Source organism: Pseudomonas sp. NA-150 (assembly GCF_044336365.1).
Classification (GTDB): Bacteria; Pseudomonadota; Gammaproteobacteria; order Pseudomonadales; family Pseudomonadaceae; genus Aquipseudomonas.
The window spans coordinates 5,820,523-5,842,752 of record NZ_CP172305.1; the positions used below are offsets into that span (position 1 = coordinate 5,820,523).

The following is a 22,230-nucleotide window of genomic DNA, read 5'->3' on the forward strand; positions in this document are numbered from 1 at the left end:
AGTCGCTGCAGCGACGACCTAGCGTAAACGGACGACAAAAAACGAGCGGTGGCAGACAAATCAAGCCGGCCCCCTTGTAAGCGTCAACTGAAGGGAAGCTCGAGGATGGGCTGAGGGCCAGGAGTATCCAGGGGGCCTTGCAGTGCATCTCAAGACTAGAGCGCGGCTTTTGTCCGATTCGCAGTAGCGAGGTCAGGCAAAAGTTAAGGCGATGTTCAACATCGCCGTAGGGCAGTTTAGGCAGCAAAGACTACCGGCCCAACCACGGGTTGAACGGTCAGTGAAGTCCATGTTCTGTGCCGGATTATGGCTGACGCATGCAGAGCAAACTGACCGCCACCAATAAGTTCGAGCACTATCATCTGCCCATGCACTAAGCCGAATCACCACATTGAAAACTGCTGCTACAGGACTTTTTCTCACTATGGCTTAACATTCTCAAATCCGGCCATTAACGTTAGACATGCTGGCCACCGTTAACGTGAATCTCTGCGCCGTTTACATAAGAAGCGCCACCGGTGCAAAGGAAGTAGACGAGCGAGGCAACTTCTTCAGGTTTGCCCAGCCGGTTCATCGGCACTAGCCGTTCAACGATCTCCGCAGTGCCTGCGGATAGTATTGAGGTTTCGATTTCTCCGGGGGCGATAGCGTTGACCCTTACGCCATGTCGGCCAAAATCAAAGGCCATTTCCCGAGTCAAGGCGGAGAGCGCGGCTTTGGATGTGGAATAAGCGACACCTGCGAACGGGTGCACCTTGGATCCTGCAATAGAGGTAACGTTGATGATGCTGCCTTTTGCAGCTTTCAATTCATCAAACAGCCCCCGCGCAAGGAGGGCCGTAGAAAACAGATTGACATTGAAGACCTTGATCCAGGTTGCATAGTCGGACTCCAGAACACCAAGGCGTGTCCCCTCAGGCCCCTTAGGCGAAACTCCTGCATTGTTTACCAATGCATCCAAGCGTCCGCCCAATTTTTCCCTGATGGCCGCCAGGCTGTCACTGACGCTATCAATATCTTCGAGATCAAGATGAATGTGGTTGAGTAAACCCTCGGCCCATGGGCATTCAGCGACCCAGTCCTGGCGAGAGGCAGTGAAAATCCTCCATCCAGCGGCTTGAAAGTGTTTGACGGTGGCATGGCCTATGCCACGACTGGCACCGGTCAATAACAATGTCTTCTCGCTCATACATGCACTTACCTATTAGAAAGTTTCGCTTTGTTTTTAAGCGGTCTAGGTCAAAAAATCGCGAGCTTCAATGTGCTGCTTTTTGGCAGGCGTCATGAGTGGCCATGACTCTGATAGCCGCTTTTGTTCGCTGCAAACGTCGGGTGGTCCGCTGGGATCCCAAGCACTTTTTGGCCATTTCTCGTTTCCTTGCGTTGAAGCGCCTGAACGGTGATGAGCGTCCTTCTCCCGGATGAGGATGAGTCAATCTTACCGTTCGAACGTTCGACTCTACGTCTGACTACAGGAGGCGGAAACGACATTTTTCCCTCATTACCGGTCACGGGATGGCCCACTTACGGCGGGACCAAACTGCAGGTTTCTTCCGTCAAGAATCGCTGCTTCGGGGAGCTGGGGCCTTAGCCCAGAATCGTAAGTTCGCGAAGGGTCCAAGACCGGTCCCGGCTGGCTGCGGTTTGTTAGGCACTGCAGTCGATTGGCGGGTTGTACGAAGTTGAGCTACTCGCCCGGGATATGAGCGATGAGGATCGGCGGCGCATATCTGCTTAGTCATGCAACGTGACTTCGGCGGACGCATACGAACTGACCTCACAGCTCTGTTGTAGTCCCGCCGAGGCTCCTTGTTTGGTCATTATTCGCGCTCATGGGCTCTCGACAGGCTTGCATTCCATAGGCTCATTTCGTAACACTTGATTTGCGTAGCTGCCTCCTCAGTCGTCGGTACGCGCTAATATCTACCAATCCAAGGAGCGATGAATGCGTGTGCGTCCAGCGATAATGGGTGACTCTGAGGGCATGAGTAGAATCGCAAAGGCTACCTTTTCACTGGCGTGCCCAGCAGATACTCCAGCAGAAGAATTGGAGCGCTACATCAGCGAAAATCTGACCGCGCGTTGTTTTCAGATCGCGCTGGATACGTCAAGCCAGGAGGTGCGAGTGTTGGAGAAAGCCGGAGATATTGTGGGTTTCAGTTTGGTCGACTACAAACCAGATCGATTAAACATCCCACTGGCGGATGGCATCCCTGAGTTGAAGCGATGCTATGTCGATTCAAAACACCATGGAACCGGTGCCGCACAGTTCCTCTTAACTGCAACGCTTGTTGGTATTTCAGATCGTATCCGGCTCACGGTGAATGATCAGAATGCCCGCGCAATAAGCTTCTACCAACGTAATGGATTTTTGACAGTAGGAGAAACCAGTTTTCAATGCGGCGATGATGTCCACCGAGACTTGGTGATGGTACGTAAACTGTAGGGTTGCGATTTTTGCGTAAGCGTTCCGGGAAAACAGATTGCGAGACTCCTGCATTCTGGCGATCGGTGCCAAGTACCTAGGTCAGGTCGCCGGACGCTCACAATGAAGGTCAAATCGAATGCAAACGCGTAGTCAACTGGAGTGCAACCTTGCGACAGGTAGGCACCCGTCTAATTAGGCAAGTGTTGAGCGGACGCTTACTACGGTTTGGCTCTGGCCGGGAAATTTCCGTTGGGTTTGAAGCATAAAAAGCGGGTCAACTTGACCCGCTTTTTATGAGCAATTCAAAGCCGTTCAGGCTGCGTGATCACCGCTTACGCCCATTGGAGGCAATGTTAGCGTCGGCTCGGTCCCATCCCCCACCTAAGGCTCTAATCAGGCTCACCGTTGCAATGGCCTGAGTGCCCGTCAGACGGCTCAGTTGCAGTTCGGTTTGTAAGACCTGGCGCTGAGCATCGATAACTTCCAAATAGCTAATTTGCCCCTCTTCATACTGAGTTTTAGAAAGTCGCTCTGTCCGTATTGATGCTGCAACAGCTTCGCTTTGATTACCTTTCTGATCATCGAGCAACCTCAGATCTGCAAGGTTGTCTTCTACCTCTCTAAAGGCCACCAATACTTGCTCCCGATACTTCGCAACCTGCTCGTCGTATCGAGCCCTTGCAGAGGCGAGATCTGCTTTCCTCCGACCACCATCAAATATCGGTAACGTCAGCGCCGTTCCCGCAAGGGGGCCTAGTAGAAAAGACCGAGTCGACCAGTCGAACAGATTCCCCAGCGATGACGACTCGAAGCCGGCGGAGGCATTTATGTTAAGCCGCGGGAAAAATGCTGATTTCGCCAATCCGATTTGTGCATTAGCCGCGGCCATAGCTCTCTCGGCGGCAGCAATATCTGGACGGCGCTCCAGTAGGGCCGATGGTAACCCGATAGGCACTTGGGTCGCGATGGGCTCTATAGGTGAGTCAGGGAAGTCGAAGTCGGCAGGAGACTTACCCAACAACACTGCAAGACTATGTTCTGACGTCGCACGCAGCCGTGCGATCCCTACCGAGTCCGCCCTCGCGGTCGATAGTTCGTTGCGCGCTCGCGAGAGGTCAAGTTCGCTTATGTCACCTTCTTTGAATCGCCCCTCTACTAATTTCAGGGTGTTTTCACGCAGGGTGACCGTGCGACGAAATAGTCGAAGTTGGTTGTCGTACTCACGCAGCTCGAAATAATTTTTAGCCACATCAGCTTGGAGGGCTAACAGCACAGAACGATACAGCGCCTCGTTCTGTGCTTGATTAGCGAGCGCAGTGTTCACTTGTGAATCCACCTTCCCGAACAGGTCTACCTCGTAAGAGGCCGTCGCCTGCGCCCGCCAAAGAGTCTGCGTGGACCCACTCGCATCGTCAGACAACAATTGTGAGGCAGGAGACAGGCGTTCACGCGTAGGACCAAATCCCGCATCTAGGGACGGGAACCATCCCGCTCGGGCTGATTGGGTCAAGGCTCTCGATTGCTGGACTCGTGCGGCAGCCGCCTTCAGATTCTGATTAGCCTCTGCGGCTTGCCGCTCCAGGTCGTTTAGCACCGGATCGCCAAAGACTAGCCACCATTCCCCACGATGCTCGGCATCGGCCGGTTCAGCGTTTTTCCAGGCGCTATCTTTGGGCAATGATGCTTGCTTCTGTTCAGCCGAAGCTTCCTTGAACGCCTGCGGAGTCGGGACGTCGGGGCGGTTGTATGTCGGCTCCACAGAGCATGCTGATAGAAGCGATAGCAGCGCTGAGGAAGTTAGCAGTCCAAAAATAGACTTTTTGGGTAATTGGATCATTCGTTTGGCTCCGATCATGCGTCCAATGCTTCCGTTGTCAGGTGAGGCGCGTCTTTTTGAGCCACGTGTACTTTGCCACCTGCCAGCGTACGCAGGACCACGTAGAAGACAGGTGTCAGTGCGAGACCGAACAGGGTCACGCCCAACATGCCGAAAAACACCGAGATCCCCATGGCTTGGCGCATTTCTGAGCCCGCACCAGTGGAAAACACCAGTGGAACAACGCCCATGATGAAGGCGATCGAAGTCATGAGAATTGGTCGGAGACGCAAGCGGCTCGCTTCAATGGCTGCCGTCAGCGGCGTGTACCCGTCGTGCTCTAGTTCTCTGGCGAACTCGACTATCAAGATGGCGTTTTTGGAAGCCAATGCGACCAATACCATCAACCCGATCTGGGTAAAGATGTTGTTGTCTCCCTGCGTGAGCCACACCCCCGTGAGTGCGCACAAGATGCTCATGGGAACGATCAGGATTACCGCTAAAGGGAGGGTCAAGCTTTCGTACAGTGCAGCCAGTACGAGGAATACGAGCAGGACGCTGACAGGGAAGACCCACATACCGGCATTACCTGCCAAAACCTTTTGGTAAGTCAGCTCAGTCCACTCGAATTTTACGCCTTGAGGCAACACCTCGGCTGCAATGCGCTCTGCTGCTGCTTGGGCCTGGCCAGACGAATAGCCCGGCGCTGGGCCGCCGTTAATATCCGCTGCGGTGTAGCCGTTATACCGAACCACCATGTCCGGACCGTAGGTTGGGGTGATACGAACCAGAGACGATAGGGGCACCATTTCTCCACGGTCGTTTCTGGTTTTCAGCTGAAGGATGTCATCTGCTCGCTGACGAAACGGTGCGTCGGCCTGCACTCGTACCTGGTATACACGGCCAAAACTGTTGAAGTCATTCACATACAAAGAGCCAAGGTATACCTGCATGGTCTTGAATACATCCGTAACAGACACGCCCAGCTGTTTGGCTTTCACACGGTCTAGCTCGACGTTTAGCTGCGGGAAGTTGATCTGATAGTTAGTCAGTGACCCACCAAGCTCCGGGGTCACTGCAGCCTTGGCCATGAATGCTTGAGCGGCCTTGTTAAGCTCCTCATACCCGAGGCTACCTTGGTCTTCCAGCTGCATTTTGAAGCCACCCAGTGTGCCAAGCCCGAGTATTGGAGGCGGTGGAAAGGCTGCGACATAGGCTCCTTTGATACTGGCGAACTTTTGGTTAAGGGATGCGACGATGGCCGCGGCGGACTCATCTTTCGATGTACGCTCGCTGAGAGGCTTGAGGGGGACAAAGACAATCCCTGCGCTAGAACTGTTCATGAATCCGTTAACGGACATGCCAGGGAAGCCGACTGCGTGAGCTGCGCCCGGCTGCTTCATGACTATTTCGCTCATCTGGCGAATCACTTCTTCCGTACGGTCAAGAGAGGCGCCATTGGGAAGCTGGGCGATGGTGACCAAGTACTCCTTGTCCTGCATGGGAATAAACCCAGCAGGCACAACGTTCCCCATAACCGCCGTGAGACCCAGAAGAACCACATAAACAACCAGCATGCTGCCCTTGCGCTTAAGGATGCCTGTTACGCCTTTCGAGTATTGCTCCGAGCCACGATTAAAAACCTTGTTGAATGCTCGAAAAAAACCGCCCAGTAGCTTATTCATCACCCGTGTTAAGGCGTCTTGCTTAGCGTCGTGGCTACGCAAAAGTAGTGCGCTGAGGGCTGGAGAGAGCGTGAGTGAGTTGAAAGCAGAGATCACTGTAGAGATCGCAATTGTCATCGCAAACTGCTTGTAGAACTGGCCCGTGAGACCGCTCATAAATGCCAACGGTACAAACACAGCAACCAACGTGAGTGCGATGGCAATGATGGGGCCGCTGACCTCTCGCATGGCTTTATACGTGGCGTCCCTCGGGGTCAGACCGCTGGCTATGTTCCTCTCCACGTTTTCAACCACAACGATGGCATCGTCAACGACGATACCAATGGCTAACACCATTCCGAAAAGCGACAGGGCATTGATCGAGAAGCCGAAGGCCAGCAATAGCGCAAAGGTACCGATGATGGATACCGGTACAGCGATCAAAGGGATGATTGCTGTACGCCATGATTGGAGGAACACAATGACGACCACGACCACCAGTGCGATGGCTTCGAGCAGTGTTTCTATAACCGCCTGAATGCTCGACTTCACGAAGCGAGTGGGGTCGTAGATAAGCCTGTAATCCAGGCCTGGAGGGAAATCAGCGCTGAGATCTTTGAGTGCAGCGCGGATTTGATCAGAGATCTCCAGCGCGTTAGCGCCAGGCAATTGGTAGATGGCGAGGGAGACGGCGGGTTTGTTGTCCAGCAGCGCACGCAATCCGTATTCAGCCGCAGAGAGTTCGACTCGGGCGACATCCCGCAGATGAGTAACTGCGCCATTCGGGCTAGATTTGAGAACGATGTCGCGGAACTCGTCGACGGTCTTCAAGCGACCCTGGGCATTGATTGTCAGCTGTACTGCAGTACCCGGCGAAGAAGGCGCAGCACCAACGGCGCCCGCAGCAACCTGGATGTTCTGTTCTTGGATGGAAGTGACAATCTCCGAGGCGGTGAGATTACGCTGTGCCACCTTCTGCGGATCGAGCCACACACGCATTGCGTAGTCACCTGCCCCCCACATATCCACACGGCCAACGCCAGGTATCCGCTCAAAGCGCGTTTTGACGTTCCGTAGGCCGTAGTTTCTCAAATACGTTGTGTCGTACCGATCATTCGGTGAAACGAGGTGCAGAAAAAGAACTAATGAAGAAGAGCTTTTGAGCGTAGTAACACCCAATCGTTGTACATCTTCGGGCAGTCGTGGCAATGCTTGATTGACTCGGTTCTGTACCAACTGGGTAGCCAAGTCCGGGTCAGTTCCTAATGCGAAAGTTACAGTGATGGTCAGGTTACCGTCACTGTTCGCTTGAGACTGCATGTACAGCATATTCTCAACGCCGTTGATTTTTTCCTCAAGCGGCGCAGCAACTGTCTCGGCAATGACTTTGGGGTTCGCTCCAGGGTACTGTGCGCTGATTGTGACCGAGGGTGGAACGACCTCTGGATACTCAGAAATCGGCAATTTAAATATTGCTATCAACCCTGCAAGCAGGATCACCACGGATAGTACGCCCGCAAAGATCGGACGATCAATGAAGAACTTTGATATGTTCATTAATGACTCTTTAAGTGAGGCGGCTACTTACTCTCAGCGCTGCTTGAAGGTTAAAAAGACAACAGGACGCTTAAGGATGCACTCTGTTTTATAATCAATGCGCGGACCAATAAATCGTACGTACCTGAGGGGCATTCGTTGTTTATTAGTGAATTCTAGTTAGTGCTGTCGTGGGTCAGTGAGCGTTTCTAGCCTGAGCGTCACTTTGGGGAATTATCTTCCCTAGAACCTGCTCCCCTGGACGGACTCGCTGAATACCGCCTACCACCACCCGCTCGCCCTCTTCGAGTCCGGACGTGATAATTCGATCATTGCCTTGTAGATTCCCCAGCGCTACCGGGCGATAAACAATATGGTCATCCTTTCCCACGACCAAGACAAATCGCTTATCTTGATCGGTGCCAATTGCCGCATCATCAATAAGAAGGGCCGCGTATGGTTCACTGCCGCCCACTTTCACACGCGCATAAAGCCCCGGAACCATGGTGCCATCAGAGTTGTCAAACCGTGCACGCATGCGGATAGTGCCTGAGGTAGTGTCGAGTTCATTGTCTACGGATTGGATGACTCCCCGGCGCGAATACCCTGTCTCATCTGCAAGTCCTAGATCAACCGGGACATTCCCTTTATTGCCGAGTCTGTTGATGTACTTAAGATAAGTCTGCTCATCAGCGTTGAACTCTGCATAAATGGGGTTCACAGAGACAAGCATCGTTAAAGGCGCGGCGCCTGCCCCGGCGTTTACAATGTTTCCACGCGTTATTTCTGCCCGCGATACGCGACCAGAAATTGGAGCTGTAATCTGGGTATGGCCGAGATCAATTTTAGCTGCATCCAGCGCCGCTTCAGCAGTTTTAAGATTGGCACTGGCCTCCAATGCTGCGTTGTTTTTTTCATCGTAGTCACGTTTTGCGATCGCATTTTCGGTAATTAGGCGCTGTGCCCTCTCCCAGTCGCTTTTCGTGTACGCGGCGCGAGCCTGAGCTGCCGCAACCTGCCCTTTAGCTCGTTCGACTTGTGCTTGGTAAGGACGTGGATCGATGATGAACAGAGTGTCCCCTTTTTTAACCAATTGGCCGTCATGTATGTTGACGTCCGTTATGGTTCCTGCCACCAGCGGCCTAATCTCAACTTTTTCCACCGCTGCTAATCGGCCAGAATAGATTTGCCAGTCGGTAACGGTTTCTCTTTTAACGACCGCGACATCTACCTCTTGGATTGGGAGCGGGCCTTCCTGTGCTACAGCTTTCTCTGAGTTATCGACCACCCCAAAGGCAATGACTCCCGAAATAAAAAGTATGCCTGCCGAATAAAGTGCCAGCCTGGTGCGGGGTTTGGAATTAGCGCTCATGGTTACTCCGAAGTTAATCCTGTTCTAGCTTGACTGTTGTGTGAATGCCAACTTCCGATGGCTAATTCGCATGAAATATGAAATGGCGCTTCTTGGGAGCCAAGTTTTTTGCTTCTCCAGCAACACCGCGGTTTTTTTACAGTGCACGGCATGCGTGAAAAATCACATCATCGACCTCTTTTCATTGTCTAGAACGCGTTCGCCATTGGCGATTTTTGTTCTGCGGTCGGCACGTATCCACCTGAAGGTAATAACCGCGGATACCGCGATTAGCGGAAAAACAATATTATTCATGCCCTTCCAGCCAAGTAATTGCAATATGGGGCCGGCGGCCAAAGTGGCGAATGCAGTGAACGTATATTGGATAAACTCTGCCACTCCCTGCACCCTAGCCTTTTCGGAGGGATGGTAGGAGGAAGTCAATAAGGTTGTGCCACCAACAAACATAAAATTCCACCCGACGCCTAAAAAAAGAAGCGCGATATAGAACGCGATCAAGCTGTCCGAAAACTGTGCAATCAATCCGCAAGCTGCACTTAGTGCCATTCCCAGGAATAAAATCGGCGGCAATCCGAATAGGGCAATCAGGCGCCCAGCGAATAGTGACGGCGCGTACATACCCACTAAATGCCATTGAATAATGCTGGCGCCATCATTTATGGAGTGATTGCTGGCGACAGCAGCCAGCGGTGTTGCGGTCATGATGAACATCATCACCACGCCGCCAATAACATTATTCGAGAGTGCCGCTAGTGAAATAGGTTGCCTGAATATAGTGAGTAATTTGCGTGGCGGCTGTTCGTGGTCGTGCAATTCCAATGGTTCTGGAAGTGCATCTTGGTAACCCAGCCAAAGTAATGCCGCAGAAGCAAGGCCCAGCAGGCATACCATCAAGTACGAGCCGGCGAATAGGACTGGGAACAAATCCGCGCTCCAACTCGCCAACAAAGGCCCAAGAAAAGCGGCGATCACTCCGCCCGCAAGCACCAACGAGATCGCGCGTGCTTTGCGGTTGTCAGGTTCCGAATCTGTTGCCGCCAATCGGTAATACTGGGCGAATGCTTGGAACACACCTACGGCGGCTGTCCCGATGCAAAACAGCCAGAAAGAGTTTAGGAAGACTGCCCATACGGAAACCAATCCGCCTATCGCGCCAGTGAGGGCACCTAGTACAAATCCACGCCGTCTACCTATCTTCTGCATGAGGGCGGATGCGAAATATGTCGCAATCGCGCCTGCTACGGTGATCAGTGCAAAGGGCAGAGTCGCAAGCGATTTATCGGGTGCGAGCTGATATCCCGTCAAACCGGTCAATGTGAGATCGATAGCGATGGCTGCCGTGAACAAACCCTGAGCTATTGCCAGTATCGCCACATTCGATCGGCTTGACGACTTTTCTAGCGCTGAAATGTCTTCCGATAATTTTGATGTGCTCATTGTGCCCGCCTCCAATCAAGAAGGTTTGAGCTGTCTGCCCTTACAACCATGACGACTCTCCTGTTGAGAAACTGGAGCATTCTCTACGTCACTTATGGCGGGAGAAAGGACTTAGTTCCCTCCTTTTGGGTCGTCAAGCTGCATTGCGAGCAGGTGTCACAAACAGGAAGAGTGATAGCGAAGCGGGACTGAGAAGCGAGAAAGAACGATGACGTTTTTTGAGGGTTTTTTGCTCTTTTCGCCATAAAGTTTTTGGAGGATGATTTGAGGCCAGCAGTATGAAAATCGGCCAATAGGACGCTGGCAGGGAACAGTAATTCCGAGCAGGATCTATGATTTTTTAAGAAGGTAATTCCATGCGTGACATCGCTTTCCTGGTCTTTCCCGAGTTTCAGATTCTGGATCTTAGCGGTCCGCTGGCCGCCTTTGAGATCGCTAAAGAGATTGGGGTACCAGACCCTTACTGCTGTTCGGTGGTTTCATTGTCGGGCGGTCCTGTGATGAGTTCGTCTGGTCTAGAAGTAAGGAGTCAGAAGATCAGATCAAGCCCGTACGACACGTTGATAGTGGTCGGCGGTAAGGCTTTTTCCAAGCCCTATGACCTTCCTATGGTGTCGGACCACCTCGCTAATGCGGCCGCGAAAGGTACTAGGCGAGTTGCGAGTGTTTGCACCGGGGCTTTTCTATTGGCTGCAGCGGGACTGTTAGATGGTCGGCGAGCTACTACTCATTGGAGGCAAACCGCACGACTGCAACGCAACTATCCGAAGGTGCGGGTCCAGCCCAATCATATCTTTACCAAGGATGGTGGCATCTGGACGTCTGCTGGCATCTCGGCGGGCATTGATCTGGCGCTGGCCATGATTGAGGAGGATCTGGGAAATGCTGTTTCCCATGAGGTCGCCCGCGCCATGGTCGTGTATCACCGTCGGCCAGGAGGGCAATCACAATTTTCGGCCATGGCCGATATGGAGCCGACGACGGATCGCATGAGGGAGGTGCTTTCCTACATGCGAGAGCATCTAAACGAACAGCTATCAACAGAGCATTTGGCATCAATTGCTTGCCTCAGCTTGCGTCAATTCGGTCGAGCTTTTCTGCTGGAAACGGGGGAAACACCGGCTAAAGCAGTGGAGCGTTTGCGTGTCGAGGTCGCGAGGCTGCGCGTTGAACGTGGGGCGGAACCGATCGAACTGATAGCACACTCGGTCGGTTTCAAGGATCCGGAGCGGATGCGCAGAGCCTTCATCAGAGTTATTGGACACCCTCCTCAAAGCATCAGACGGCTGGCCGCACATCAGGGTGTTAGCGCTTATGAGGTTAAGGTTGAGGCTGAAGTGTCTTAACTACCCCCTCAGGGTTTATTGCCCTCGGCGCAATCCTCGTTGCAACGGCGTATTTCAGCGCTGTACCGAAAGTCTATTCCTCGTAAAGCCGCCTCATCAGTAGATTCTAATTTCGGAAGGAGAAACAAGTCCGACTAAACCGTGTGGCGTAAATCGAGGGGACTAAGTCGTTTTGCAAAGCGCTAGTGACGCTTAAGCTTCAGCCTCTGGGTCTTAGTGACCCCGAATGGTCGCGGTAAATCTCTAATCTACTAATGGGACAGTCATGAAAGAACTTTCAGGCAAACGTGCATTCATCACTGGCGCTGCACGTGGTATTGGCGCAGCTATCGCTATCGAGTTGGCAGAAAAAGGAGCTGATATTGCTTCCAGCTATGTTCGCTCTGGGGATGCGGCGGAGGAGCTGGCCAGAGAAATTGAGGGATTGGGTGTTAGAGCCTTCCCTATCCAGGCCGATAGTGCGGATCCCCAAGCAGCTACGCGTTCTGTACATGAGGCAGCTAGGCTTTTAGGAGGGTTGGACATACTAGTAAACAATGCGGGCGTCGCTTTTATTTGCCAACTAGAGACAATGCCGCTGGATCAGATAGACCAGATCATCGCCGTAAACATTAGAGCAGTGATCTTGGCGTCTCAAGCAGCTATTACCTATCTTGGAGAGGGCGGAAGAATCATCAATATCGGTTCCTGTCTGGCGGAGCGTGTGGCCTTTGAATCGGTCACAGTCTATTCCATGTCCAAGTCCTCCCTACTTTCCTTTACACGAGGACTTGCTCGTGAGCTGGGACCGCGCGGTATCACGGTTAATACGGTGCATCCTGGACCTACGGACACTGATATGAACCCTGCCGATGGTGATGGCGCCGATGCGATGAGGGCTCATTCAGCATTAGGCCGATACGGTACTGGGAAGGATGTCGCAGTGGCGGTCGCGTTCATCGCAAGCCCAGGCGCTAAACACATCACCGGTACCGGGTTGAGCGTGGACGGGGGCGTAAACGCGTAGTCCTGATTTATCTACCTACAGACTCTCTGACGAGTTACCCCAAGCACCTTGATAGTAAGACTGAACGCCATTCCGGGGCTACAGACCTTGGTAGTTCTGGCTGATTTCCAGCAGTCATTCTAGTAGGGTGATTGGGGAACTTACATCTTCTTTGCGCGAATACTTAGTTAGGCGACCCACGTTTTACGGTTGTTGAGGCGCCGTTAAAAGTATTAGAGACAAAACCCTCAACTCAATCGCACTAGTGATCAGCTCGACCTTGAACCGATGTATTTTTCTATCGACAAGCACATGATCAATGCATGAAGTAATAATTTAAAGAAGATACGCTAATCCAATTTATGGTTTTTTCGTATAAAGAGGCTTGAATCAATGAGCGTTTTGTTGACTCGCCGCAAGGTGATTTCAGGTATGGGACTTCTAGGTATCGGCATGCTGGCAGGCTGCGATACCCGAGGTGAGCTATCGTACAAATACGGCAAAGACTTAAGCAATAAAATTCTTGGGCGCACATTCCGGCTAAAAGACACCGACGGCGAGGTAAGAACGCTTTCAAGTTATCGAGGCGTGATGCCCATGATTTTTTTTGGATTCACTCAATGTCCGGCAGTCTGCCCCACCGCCTTGGCTCGTGCAGTTAAAATCAAAAAAATAATGGATAAGGATGGCTACCTCCTTCAGGTTATCTTTATTACGCTTGATCCCGAACGGGATTCACCAGCCGTCCTCGACGCCTATGTAAAAACTTTTGATCCGTCATTTATCGCGCTTTACGGAACGCTAGAAGAAACGGCGGCTACAGCCAAGGAGTTTGGCGTGTTTTACGAGAAAGTACCGAGTGGGTCAACATATACACTTACTCATTCATCGACGAGCTATGTGTATGACTACCAAGGAACGCTACGCCTTGGATTTTCTCAAGCACTTTCGGCACAACAATGTGCAGAAGATCTGATTGCACTCATGGAGATTTGCTAATGTATTCAGGTCCAAATTTGACCAATATAAATCAACACGTTAAACAGATCGTACTTGGGTTTTCTCTACTAGGGCTGGCTTTCCAGGTTTCAGCCCAAACGCAGATAGAGGGCGCATGGGTTCGCGCGACAGTGCCAGGACAACAAGCGACTGGTGCGTTCATGACGATAACTGCAAGCAGCGACAGCAAGCTGCTCAGTGCCCAGTCACCGGTGGCGAAACTCGTGCAAGTTCACCAGTCGACAATCAAGAACGACGTGATGCGCATGCAACCAGTAGAGTTCGTCGCCTTGCCTGCTGGCAAAGCAGTCATCCTGGATCCCCACAGCTATCACATTATGCTTATTGACCTGATGAAACAGGTAAAAGAAGGTGACCAGGTGCTTGTGAATCTTACGGTAGAGAACGCCAAGGGCGAGAAGGAATCGATCAAGGTTGAGGCCACCGCGCGAGCTTTAAATATGGCTGATGACGCAAAATGAATCGATAGTTTCAACGATGAGCGCCAGTAGAAGAAAGTGGCTGACCGTGACGAGCGTTTAAACTGGGCGACGCCGCCAGCCACGTTGTCGGATTCGCTGGCCGCGTTTATCGAGTAGATTCGGCATGAAGCTAAGGCAAAGAGTTTTTTTGCCTTAGCTACCTTCGTGCGTGTAACACAAAAAAATTGTTGGCTTATCTCAGGTGACCTCGCGCGCGACCCTTGTCTGGTTGCGATGCACCTCAGGTTAGCGCGCTCAAGCCTTTTAGCATCGGCTTAGAGGAAGAGGATCTTGCATCTGACGGGCTAAATTTATCCGATGCGGCTCCGTCGCTTGCTTAGGCGTATCGTTGGAATATCTTCGAGATTATTTTCCACTGACCGTCGATCTTGAGCAGCGAAAGAAAGTCGTGGAAGCTCGCGCCCAAAACGTCATTCTCCATGTCCACTCGGACAACTGCAGCTGTGGGTGCGATAGCCAAGATGTCCAGGCGACTGCGGGTGTTCGGTGAAGCGCCCAGTGCTTTGAAGAAACTCGCAAATACCGGAACAGCTGGACCTTGAAGCAGCTCATCGCCGGTGTAGCCCCACATTATCGCGTCTTCGTGGAAGGCTTTCTCAATTCCAGCGATGTCCCCAGAACGATAACCGTCAATATAAGCTTGAGCTGCCTGAATTACATCGTCGTACTCAGTCGTGGCGACTGGTTTTATATGCGAAGTCATGTTGAATCCTCGAGAGCTACTTAGTGAAATGTGCAAGTTTTAGAGCCGCTCAGCACCACGTACTGCGATCACCACAATGGTTATTAAAACGAGTGCTCGCTCCCTGGCGTAGGATCGATGCATTCAGACCTAGCTGCGCGAGCCCCCAATTTTCAGGTACTCCCACGGCAAGTCCCCTGCGTGTAGGAGTGCAGGGGCTTTTTGTTTGGCGATGACTACAGCTCAGGAACTGCCCCTAGAGCGACCCCGCGGCATGGCGCAGAAATGACTGACCAAGGTCCGCCGAGAACAACGTTACAGAGCAACGATCACGCGGGAGCTAGTTTTGATAACTGCGCTCGACGCTTCATATGCTCATTCGCGACTCTCACAGCCTCGTCAGTTCTCCCCCACAGACCCTTTATCTGTGCGACGATCTCCGGCCGCGCGGTACGTGGATTCCCCGAGTTCATTGTCGGCTGCGGGTCGTACTCGAGCACGAGCTGCGTAAACTCTGCCGCATCCTGGCCTTTAAGCTCGGCGATGACCTTCAGCGCAAAGTCGATACCTGCCGTTACACCGCCACCTGTGATTCGGTTCCTGTCGACGCATACCCGTTCGTAGCTCGGTTCGATACCCAGTGCTATGAGGGGTTCGTAGAAAGGCCAGTAGGTTGCTGCACGGTAGCCCTCCAATAGTCCCGCCATGGCAAGAAGTACAGAGCCTGTGCATACGGCGGTTACATAGGTGGCAGTCTGTCCTGCGCGAGCAATAAAATCGAGCAACTCCCGGTCCTTCATGATTTCAGGGGTTCCTCCGCCACCTGCGACAAACAGCACGTCTAGGTTATCTGGAACGTCATCAATCGTGATCGTAGGGTTCATGGTGACGCCCATATCCGTGGGAACGGGCTCCATGGTCTTCCAGATTATGTGAGTTTTTGCATGAAGGCCGAACGCCGTCTGTGGGCCAGCCAAGTCCTGCAGAGTGAAACCAGGAAAAATTACCATGCCAATCTGCAGTTGTCGGTCTTGAATCTTATTGCTCAGCTCATCAGACATTACCGTCTCCTCTCGTCGTAGTTGACTAAAGAGTATTCCTGCTAGACGCTACACGTGAGTGGCTTAAATGACATCAAGCGATCGTTTTCTGCCAGTTATTTGATTTTGAGAGCGGGGGTCAACGCCGTGCATAAGATTGCGGTTCTGGTATTGAATGACGTGGTGCCGTTGGACTTTGGTATCGCCTATCAGGTTTTCGCCTTGGCTTCTCAGGTCGATGACAAGAACGCATACGAGGTGGAGGTGTGCGCACCCGAGCGGACAATTCGGGCCGCTAGCTTTGATATGCATGTGCGGTACGGCCTCGACCGTCTTGAGCTAGCCCACACTATTGTCATTCCAGGGTGTGAAGACCCGTTTGGAGAGGTTCCAGAGACGGTAAGAATCGCTCTCCGCGAGGCATATGTTCGTGGTGCACGATTGGCGTCAATCTGCACTGGGGCTTTTATCCTTGCCGCGAGCGGTCTTCTTGACGGAAAACGCGCTACTACGCATTGGCGTTTCGCCGAGGACTTGGCCAAGCTTCACCCAGAGATACAAGTAGAACCTAATGTTCTGTTCGTCGATGAAGGAAGCATCGTGACTTCGGCCGGCGCGTCAGCAGGATTAGATATGTGTTTGCATCTCGTGCGACGCGATTACGGCCAGTCTGTTGCGGCAAACACTGCCCGTCTAGCGGTCGCGCCACTGTACCGTGATGGTGGTCAGGCCCAGTTTATTCGTCAGGAGCTTCCAGGCTCTCCAACGAGCTTAATGCCCTTGATCGAATGGATGCGAGACAATTTGAACAGTTCGCATACGGTCGATAGTCTTGCGGCTCGTGCCAACATGAGCTCTCGCACCTTTGCTCGGCGATTTCAAGAACAGACCGGTACTACAACTTTACAGTGGCTTCTCACCGCTCGTATTGATCGAGCGCGTGCATTGCTTGAGGAGAGCGATACATCGATTGATCAAACGGCACTTCTTTCCGGATTCGGGTCTGCGGTGACCTTCCGGTCGCGGTTCCGAAGGGTCGTTGGCCTGACGCCGACGGAGTACCGTCGTCGTTTCAGCTCAGTAAACTAAAATCCAAATACCCGCAAACCATGGGTTTGGATTTTCAGGACGACCGACACGCTCACATTGATGCGTCAATCGCCAATCCCGCTGGCGATCAATGACAGTACCTCGCTCGGCGCATTTTTCGGGGCACAACAAATTCGGGATGGGAGCGCTGTAGTTTCACTACGGCGAAGCCAAGAACTTCCCATGGACAAATGCTAGAAAATCATGCCCTTATGCCAGCACCTTAGCCTGAGTCTTTACTGTCGTAAAGCTGGGCGCTATCAATGGATTTCTGGTCCGAGAGACCCGATAGGCGGTCAGTTGTAGGGCGGGTTTGCCTCATACTCCCTCCGGCTCGAGTGTCATGACCATTGGCTATGCGCCCGTGGATAATCAAAAATATTTCAGACCTATATCACCTCTATGAACGCCCACCTGTATCGACTGCAGTTGGGATTTTGGCGTGCCTGCACTTCGCTTAGCACGCTCATCATTTGAGAGGATCTGCGCATGTATAGCCCTTGCCCAAGTTGTAACTCTGGACGCATCGTCACGAAAAATATTGGGAAACAAGCAGGCGGTTTGATCGGTGCCGCAGGCGGCGCCGCCAGTGGTACAGCTGGCGCTCTGTCCGGCGCCGAAGCTGGAGCTGTTTTAGGTGTCGCCGGAGGCCCAATAGGTATCGCAATCGGGAGCGTCGCTGGGGCGATTTTAGGGGGGTTGTTTGGAGGGGTCGCTGGCGGTATCGCCGGGGCCACGCTCGGTGAACAGATCGATGACAAGGTACTCAATAACTATCAATGCCTAGAGTGCGGTTACAGCTTCAGCGCTAATCGCTAACTCATCGAGTCAGCCCCTGTTTCTCATGCAAACAGGGGCTCCCCCTTTGTCAAAGGACCTATTCCCATGGCTCATCTCATTGAACAAATGGCTTATGTTGGCGCAACTCCCTGGCACGGTCTGGGTAGTCGCCTTTCTCCAAAACAACCCATCGAAATCTGGCAGCGCGAAGCGGGTATGGACTGGAAGATCCAGGACAGCCCGGTGCATTTCAAATCCGATAGCATCGGTGCACTTGGCTCAATTCACACCTTCCCTGACCAGAAGGTTCTCTACCGCTCCGATACTAAGGCCCCGTTGTCCGTGGTTTCTCAGCGCTACCAGGTCGTGCAGCCGCGCGAGGTCTTGGAGTTCTATCGGGACCTCACTGAAGTATCGGGCTACGAGCTGGAAACGGCCGGCGTACTCAAAGGCGGTCGCAAGTTTTGGGCGCTGGCCCGCACTGGTCAAGATACGACCTTGAAAGAACGATCAGGTCAATGGTTATCTCCTGCTGGCCACCTCCTGTGACGGTACCTTGGCTACCACGGCCACACCTACAACTGTGCGGGTAGTTTGCAATAACACGTTGACTATTGCGCTGGACGGTTCGGCCAAAGCGATCAAGGTGCCGCATAGCACGCGCTTCGATCCACAGGCGGTTAAAAAGCAACTCGGTATCGCCGTCTCGCAATGGGACAACTTCATGCACCGGATGCGAATGCTATCTGAACGCAAAGTTCAGCGGCATGAAGCCATGGGATTCTTCATGAACGTGCTGTGTGATGCCAATCCGAACATGCCACTACCGGCAGTACTTCCCAACGAGCGGGCGCTACGCAAGGTGCAATGCCTGTATGAAGGTCAGGGCCGCGGGTCAACCCTGGAGTCAGCTCAAGGAACCGCCTGGGGCCTGCTCAACGCCGTGACGGAGTACGTCGACCACGAACGCCGTGCGAGAAGCATCGAGTACCGCATGGACTCTGCCTGGTTCGGGCAAGGAGCACAGCTCAAGCAACGGGCGCTGGAGGCGGCGCTACAACTTGCAGCTTAGGCCTAGTTTTCACTGTCCTCATCAACCCCTTCCCCATTCTGTTCTTCCACTCCCTAAACGCCTGATCGATCAGCTTCGTGCTGCTTGGGCGTTTTTTATGCCTCAAGGAAATGATTATGAGCACTCAATCCCCACTACATCTCAGAACTAAACCCCGTCCTGCCTTACGCTTGGTCGGCACCAAACAACTGCCGCGTGAGGACTGGTTGACCGTGCGCAAGCAAGGCATCGGCAGTTCGGATGCCGCCGCCGCTGTGGGCCTGAACCCTTATAAATCACAGCTGGAACTGTGGATGGAAAAAACCGGGCGTGACACCTTACTAACCATGCTCGATCCGCAGGATGAGGAAAGCCCCGCGTACTGGGGCAACATCCTGGAGCCGATTGTCGCATCCCATTACACCCGGCGCAGCGGTCATCGGGTCCGCCGGGTCAATGCGGTTCTGCAGCATCCTGATCCCAAACTGGCCTGGATGCTGGCCAATATCGACCGTGAGGTTATCGGTGCGTCAGAAGTGCAGATTCTCGAATGCAAAACCGCCGGCATAAACGGCGCACGTCTCTGGAAAGAAGGCGTGCCCGAGTATGTGCAGTTGCAGGTCATTCACCAGTTGGCCGTGACTGGCAAGCAGGCGGCGGATGTGGCGGTACTGCTCGGAGGTCAGCACCTGGAAATCCATCGCATTGAGCGCGATGAGTCACTGATAGCTCGGCTGATCGACCTGGAACGGCTCTTCTGGGATTACGTTGTCAGTGACACCCCACCGCCGGCAGACAGTTCGGCCTCAGCGGAGCAAGCTTTGCGCTGTCTGTATCCACAAGACAATGGACAAACCCTAGACTTTAGCCAGAACACACTGCTCTGCACGGCCTTTACCGAGCTGCAGAACGTGCGCAAGTCGATTGCTCTGCAGGAGGCGCAGGAAGCTCAACTTAAGCAAACACTGCAACAGGCCATAGGCGATGCCAGTCGGGCGACCTTCGCGACCGGCAGCATCACGTGGAAGAAAGCCAAAGACAGCTTGGCTCTGGATATCCCCCGCCTGCTAAAAGAAAAGCCTCATCTGCAAGTTCGCTACTCGACCACCAAAGCCGGTAGTCGACGTTTTCTGCTGGCTTAAACGATCGTTCGCTCCTCCCTTATCCCCGTGCCCTTTCCCTTCAATGCCACCCTGGTCGCTCGTGCGGTCTCGGTGGCGTTTTTATTTCAGTGACAGGAGAACTCCCATGCTCAAAGGTTTATCCATCACACCGCCGGTTTTAGGCCGAATTTCCATCGGCAAAGTCGTCGAAAAGAACGGTAAGCGTCTGCCAGAAAAGGACGATCAATTTACCCTCACCTCCCAAGTACGTGACGGCTGGTTGCTGCATCCCCTTAACGAAGAACTGCGCAATGGTAAGGATGGCAAGCTGCGCAGCATTCCGATCCGGCTGCTGTTCAACGAGCCGGACCTCAACTTTCGGGCTGACTACAGCCTGTTCGACCGTAATACTGGCCGGCCGCTGTGCGTCGGCAATGGTGAGACCTGCAAGCGTCTGACCAAGGATGGTATTCAGTCGTTGCCCTGCCCTTCACCGGATGGCTGTTCACTGGCTCAAGGCAATGCCTGCAAACCTTACGGCCGGCTCAACGTGGTGATTGGCGATGACGATCCACTGGGTAGTTTTGTCTTTCGCACCACAGGCTACAACAGCATCCGCACCCTGGCAGCGCGACTGCACTATCTGCAAGCCATCTCCGGCGATCGACTGGCCTGCCTGCCGCTGGAGTTGCGTCTTCGCGGTAAGTCCACTCGCCAAAGCCACGGTGTACCGATTTTCTACGTAGACATCACGGTACGCAGCGGTCTGGGCATGGAGGATGCCTTACTTGCAGCCAAGCAATTGGAGGAGACCCGTCAAGCCGCAGGCTTTGACCAGAGCGCCTTGGATCAAGCGGCACGGCAGGGTTTTAACAATGGGGCCTTTGAGGACACCGTGGAGGACACCGGTGCCATCGTCGAGGAGTTCTTCCCTGTCATTGAAGATCAGCCCAGCCGTATAGAACTCAACCCCCCTCCACCGGCAGCGCCTGCCAAACCCTCACTTGCCCAGAAGCTGGAATCGCGAGCCTCGCAGCACAAAAGCAGGTCTTCGGTTCAGTAGCCATCAACTCTTCTGTGTTCTTCCCTATTCGCTCAGGAATACCCGAATGAAATATCACAAGCTGATAGCCGGTGAAACAATCGGTACCTATGTCATGGAATCCCCGGTTACCGAGGCTGACATCCTGCAGATGGCACAACAATTGGCAATGAGCCGTCTGTCTAAAGGCCGGGCATTAACGGAGCCAAAGCAGGTTTTTAGCCACCTGCAAACACTGCTGCAGTACCACGAGCACGAGGTCTTTGCGCTACTACTGCTCGACAGCAAACATCGAGTGATTGCCTTCAGGGAGCTATTCAGAGGCACACTGGATGGCGCCAGCGTCTACCCGCGAGAAGTGGTCAAGATTGCGTTGGAGCACAATGCGGCAGCGGTGATTTTGGTACATAACCATCCATCCGGCGACCCTGAACCCAGCCAAGCTGATCGCACGCTAACCCAGGCGCTCAAGAACGCCCTTAGCATGATTGGCACCCAGACGTTGGATCACATCGTTGTAGGTCATGAAGGCTGCGTATCGCTGGCTGAACGAGGTTACCTTTAACTCCAATGTACACACCGTCCGATGGACCGCCTTTGGCACTGCCAGGGTGGTCGTCGGCACGGTGTCCTTCTATTTTTTTTGTCGTGATTCAGCGTTGTGCTCAGGTTCTGCTGCACCCGAAACCATGGGAACCATCCCCAAAAACCTTCGTGCTCGACTTACACAGGTAGCTCGCACGATGGAAGAAGGCTGCCTGTCCGGCTATCTCGTCGCGATACAAGTGATAGTAAGGATTTTGTGGAATCTCGACCAATCCCCTGACAGCCTCTACTGATAACCCTAAAGCGCTTGCCCACGCTCCTTCCAAGCGATTAAACATGTTGTCTCTGCCTGATTCGAGCTTACCCAGCGCATTGAAGGCATCGTAGTTCAGCAAGATCGCAAAGTGATGATGTGGCCGCCCGTGCTGCCCTTGCTCCCTGGCCCAGACGTAACGAACCCTGGTGTCGTGTGCGTACTTATTCACAAGTTTCGCCATTTGGCGATTGTGTTTGATCTTAGCTTTAAAGGATTCGATGAAGCGGTCAACAACTTCGTTCGTGAAAGCGTAATCGGGTAGCTGAATGTTAGCTGGTAGCCGCAGATCAAACCTGAGTGCAAATACACGAGGGTATTGATTAAGCGCTCGAGACACTGTCTGATGAAGACGACTTAGGTACTCTTGAATGAAAGGCCCCTTATCCACTTGCACGGTCAAGCCTTGATAGGAGCCTTCGTAATGAAGGGTTAAATTCGTGTTGCCTGAGTGTCTAGCCATAATGGAGCTCCGAGTATTGAGTTTCATATAGTCAG

18 protein-coding genes and 1 pseudogene are annotated in these 22,230 nt (G+C 53.0%); 11 read left to right on the top strand and 8 right to left on the bottom strand.

The genetic code is table 11. The annotated features are described in order from the left end of the window. Window positions 1-457 precede the first annotated feature (457 nt). On the bottom strand, window positions 458-1,189 hold the full coding sequence (locus tag ACF0H7_RS27300; protein ID WP_025110493.1) for an SDR family NAD(P)-dependent oxidoreductase: 732 nt from the start codon (window positions 1,187-1,189) through the stop codon (window positions 458-460). 756 nt (window positions 1,190-1,945) lie between these two features. Between ACF0H7_RS27300 and ACF0H7_RS27305 the strand changes: the two genes are divergently transcribed. After that, window positions 1,946-2,446 (top strand): GNAT family N-acetyltransferase, encoded by a 501-nt coding sequence (locus ACF0H7_RS27305; RefSeq protein WP_177021586.1) that lies wholly within the window; start codon window positions 1,946-1,948, stop codon window positions 2,444-2,446. A 307-nt stretch (window positions 2,447-2,753) separates the two neighbouring features. Here the strand turns inward: ACF0H7_RS27305 and ACF0H7_RS27310 are convergent, their stop codons facing one another. The 4 genes from ACF0H7_RS27310 to ACF0H7_RS27325 form a co-directional block, all read right to left on the bottom strand. After that, complete coding sequence (locus tag ACF0H7_RS27310) at window positions 2,754-4,265, bottom strand: efflux transporter outer membrane subunit (RefSeq protein ID WP_397449932.1); 1,512 nt, start codon at window positions 4,263-4,265, stop codon at window positions 2,754-2,756. A 14-nt stretch (window positions 4,266-4,279) separates the two neighbouring features. Then, window positions 4,280-7,465 (bottom strand): efflux RND transporter permease subunit, encoded by a 3,186-nt coding sequence (locus tag ACF0H7_RS27315; protein WP_397449933.1) that lies wholly within the window; start codon window positions 7,463-7,465, stop codon window positions 4,280-4,282. A gap of 175 nt (window positions 7,466-7,640) precedes the next feature. Then, on the bottom strand, window positions 7,641-8,816 hold the full coding sequence (locus ACF0H7_RS27320; protein ID WP_397449934.1) for an efflux RND transporter periplasmic adaptor subunit: 1,176 nt from the start codon (window positions 8,814-8,816) through the stop codon (window positions 7,641-7,643). A 162-nt stretch (window positions 8,817-8,978) separates the two neighbouring features. Then, the gene (locus ACF0H7_RS27325; RefSeq protein ID WP_397449935.1) at window positions 8,979-10,253 is read right to left on the bottom strand and encodes an MFS transporter; all 1,275 of its coding nucleotides are present in this window, start codon (window positions 10,251-10,253) and stop codon (window positions 8,979-8,981) included. Window positions 10,254-10,609: 356 nt separating this feature from the next. Between ACF0H7_RS27325 and ACF0H7_RS27330 the strand changes: the two genes are divergently transcribed. From ACF0H7_RS27330 to ACF0H7_RS27345, 4 genes are all read left to right on the top strand, one after another. Next, the gene (locus ACF0H7_RS27330) at window positions 10,610-11,599 is read left to right on the top strand and encodes a GlxA family transcriptional regulator (protein WP_397449936.1); all 990 of its coding nucleotides are present in this window, start codon (window positions 10,610-10,612) and stop codon (window positions 11,597-11,599) included. Window positions 11,600-11,864: 265 nt separating this feature from the next. Continuing rightward, complete coding sequence (locus ACF0H7_RS27335) at window positions 11,865-12,605, top strand: SDR family oxidoreductase (RefSeq protein WP_397449937.1); 741 nt, start codon at window positions 11,865-11,867, stop codon at window positions 12,603-12,605. 372 nt (window positions 12,606-12,977) lie between these two features. Then, a complete protein-coding gene (locus ACF0H7_RS27340; protein ID WP_397449938.1) occupies window positions 12,978-13,583 on the top strand; it encodes an SCO family protein in 606 nt (201 codons plus the stop codon). Next, window positions 13,583-14,065 (top strand): copper chaperone PCu(A)C, encoded by a 483-nt coding sequence (locus tag ACF0H7_RS27345; protein WP_397449939.1) that lies wholly within the window; start codon window positions 13,583-13,585, stop codon window positions 14,063-14,065. The genes ACF0H7_RS27340 and ACF0H7_RS27345 overlap by 1 nt, the downstream gene beginning before the upstream one ends. A 337-nt stretch (window positions 14,066-14,402) precedes the next feature. Here ACF0H7_RS27345 and ACF0H7_RS27350 read toward each other — a convergent pair whose 3' ends face one another. Both ACF0H7_RS27350 and ACF0H7_RS27355 read right to left on the bottom strand, forming a co-directional pair. Next, on the bottom strand, window positions 14,403-14,789 hold the full coding sequence (locus ACF0H7_RS27350; RefSeq protein WP_025110502.1) for a nuclear transport factor 2 family protein: 387 nt from the start codon (window positions 14,787-14,789) through the stop codon (window positions 14,403-14,405). A gap of 308 nt (window positions 14,790-15,097) precedes the next feature. After that, entirely contained in the window at window positions 15,098-15,829 is a 732-nt protein-coding gene (locus ACF0H7_RS27355; protein ID WP_397449940.1) for a DJ-1/PfpI family protein, read from the bottom strand. A gap of 54 nt (window positions 15,830-15,883) precedes the next feature. Here ACF0H7_RS27355 and ACF0H7_RS27360 point away from each other — a divergent pair, with 54 nt between their 5' ends. The 6 genes and pseudogenes from ACF0H7_RS27360 (at window position 15,884) to radC (ending at window position 21,438) form a co-directional block, all read left to right on the top strand. Beyond that, on the top strand, window positions 15,884-16,897 hold the full coding sequence (locus ACF0H7_RS27360) for a GlxA family transcriptional regulator (protein ID WP_397449941.1): 1,014 nt from the start codon (window positions 15,884-15,886) through the stop codon (window positions 16,895-16,897). Window positions 16,898-17,386: 489 nt separating this feature from the next. Beyond that, window positions 17,387-17,716, top strand: coding sequence for a hypothetical protein (locus ACF0H7_RS27365; RefSeq protein WP_008436736.1), 330 nt, complete (start codon window positions 17,387-17,389; stop codon window positions 17,714-17,716). 66 nt (window positions 17,717-17,782) lie between these two features. Continuing rightward, window positions 17,783-18,749, top strand: a pseudogene (locus ACF0H7_RS27370) (DUF932 domain-containing protein). Between the two features lie 116 nt (window positions 18,750-18,865). Continuing rightward, window positions 18,866-19,870 carry a YqaJ viral recombinase family protein gene (locus ACF0H7_RS27375; protein WP_397449942.1) on the top strand — a complete coding sequence of 335 codons (1,005 nt, stop codon included), beginning with the start codon at window positions 18,866-18,868 and terminating at the stop codon, window positions 19,868-19,870. Between the two features lie 106 nt (window positions 19,871-19,976). Then, the gene (locus ACF0H7_RS27380; RefSeq protein WP_397449943.1) at window positions 19,977-20,894 is read left to right on the top strand and encodes a hydrolase or metal-binding protein; all 918 of its coding nucleotides are present in this window, start codon (window positions 19,977-19,979) and stop codon (window positions 20,892-20,894) included. A 46-nt stretch (window positions 20,895-20,940) separates the two neighbouring features. Next, entirely contained in the window at window positions 20,941-21,438 is a 498-nt protein-coding gene (radC, locus tag ACF0H7_RS27385; protein ID WP_080520279.1) for a DNA repair protein RadC, read from the top strand. A gap of 100 nt (window positions 21,439-21,538) precedes the next feature. Here the strand turns inward: radC and ACF0H7_RS27390 are convergent, their stop codons facing one another. Then, window positions 21,539-22,195 (bottom strand): inovirus Gp2 family protein, encoded by a 657-nt coding sequence (locus ACF0H7_RS27390; protein ID WP_397454034.1) that lies wholly within the window; start codon window positions 22,193-22,195, stop codon window positions 21,539-21,541. Window positions 22,196-22,230 lie beyond the last annotated feature (35 nt).

Excerpts from the sequence above, each read along its gene's own strand:
- ACF0H7_RS27315 (WP_397449933.1), bottom strand. The coding sequence starts at position 7,465 with ATGAACATATCAAAGTTCTTCATTGATCGTCCGATCTTTGCGGGCGTA.
- ACF0H7_RS27340 (WP_397449938.1), top strand. The coding sequence starts at position 12,978 with ATGAGCGTTTTGTTGACTCGCCGCAAGGTGATTTCAGGTATGGGACTT.
- ACF0H7_RS27325 (WP_397449935.1), bottom strand. The coding sequence starts at position 10,253 with ATGAGCACATCAAAATTATCGGAAGACATTTCAGCGCTAGAAAAGTCG.
- ACF0H7_RS27305 (WP_177021586.1), top strand. The coding sequence starts at position 1,946 with ATGCGTGTGCGTCCAGCGATAATGGGTGACTCTGAGGGCATGAGTAGA.
- ACF0H7_RS27330 (WP_397449936.1), top strand. The coding sequence starts at position 10,610 with ATGCGTGACATCGCTTTCCTGGTCTTTCCCGAGTTTCAGATTCTGGAT.
- ACF0H7_RS27345 (WP_397449939.1), top strand. The coding sequence starts at position 13,583 with ATGTATTCAGGTCCAAATTTGACCAATATAAATCAACACGTTAAACAG.
- ACF0H7_RS27310 (WP_397449932.1), bottom strand. The coding sequence starts at position 4,265 with ATGATCCAATTACCCAAAAAGTCTATTTTTGGACTGCTAACTTCCTCA.
- ACF0H7_RS27375 (WP_397449942.1), top strand. The coding sequence starts at position 18,866 with ATGAGCACTCAATCCCCACTACATCTCAGAACTAAACCCCGTCCTGCC.
- ACF0H7_RS27300 (WP_025110493.1), bottom strand. The coding sequence starts at position 1,189 with ATGAGCGAGAAGACATTGTTATTGACCGGTGCCAGTCGTGGCATAGGC.
- ACF0H7_RS27350 (WP_025110502.1), bottom strand. The coding sequence starts at position 14,789 with ATGACTTCGCATATAAAACCAGTCGCCACGACTGAGTACGACGATGTA.
- ACF0H7_RS27365 (WP_008436736.1), top strand. The coding sequence starts at position 17,387 with ATGTATAGCCCTTGCCCAAGTTGTAACTCTGGACGCATCGTCACGAAA.
- ACF0H7_RS27355 (WP_397449940.1), bottom strand. The coding sequence starts at position 15,829 with ATGTCTGATGAGCTGAGCAATAAGATTCAAGACCGACAACTGCAGATT.
- ACF0H7_RS27335 (WP_397449937.1), top strand. The coding sequence starts at position 11,865 with ATGAAAGAACTTTCAGGCAAACGTGCATTCATCACTGGCGCTGCACGT.
- ACF0H7_RS27320 (WP_397449934.1), bottom strand. The coding sequence starts at position 8,816 with ATGAGCGCTAATTCCAAACCCCGCACCAGGCTGGCACTTTATTCGGCA.
- ACF0H7_RS27390 (WP_397454034.1), bottom strand. The coding sequence starts at position 22,195 with ATGGCTAGACACTCAGGCAACACGAATTTAACCCTTCATTACGAAGGC.
- ACF0H7_RS27380 (WP_397449943.1), top strand. The coding sequence starts at position 19,977 with ATGCTCAAAGGTTTATCCATCACACCGCCGGTTTTAGGCCGAATTTCC.
- radC (WP_080520279.1), top strand. The coding sequence starts at position 20,941 with ATGAAATATCACAAGCTGATAGCCGGTGAAACAATCGGTACCTATGTC.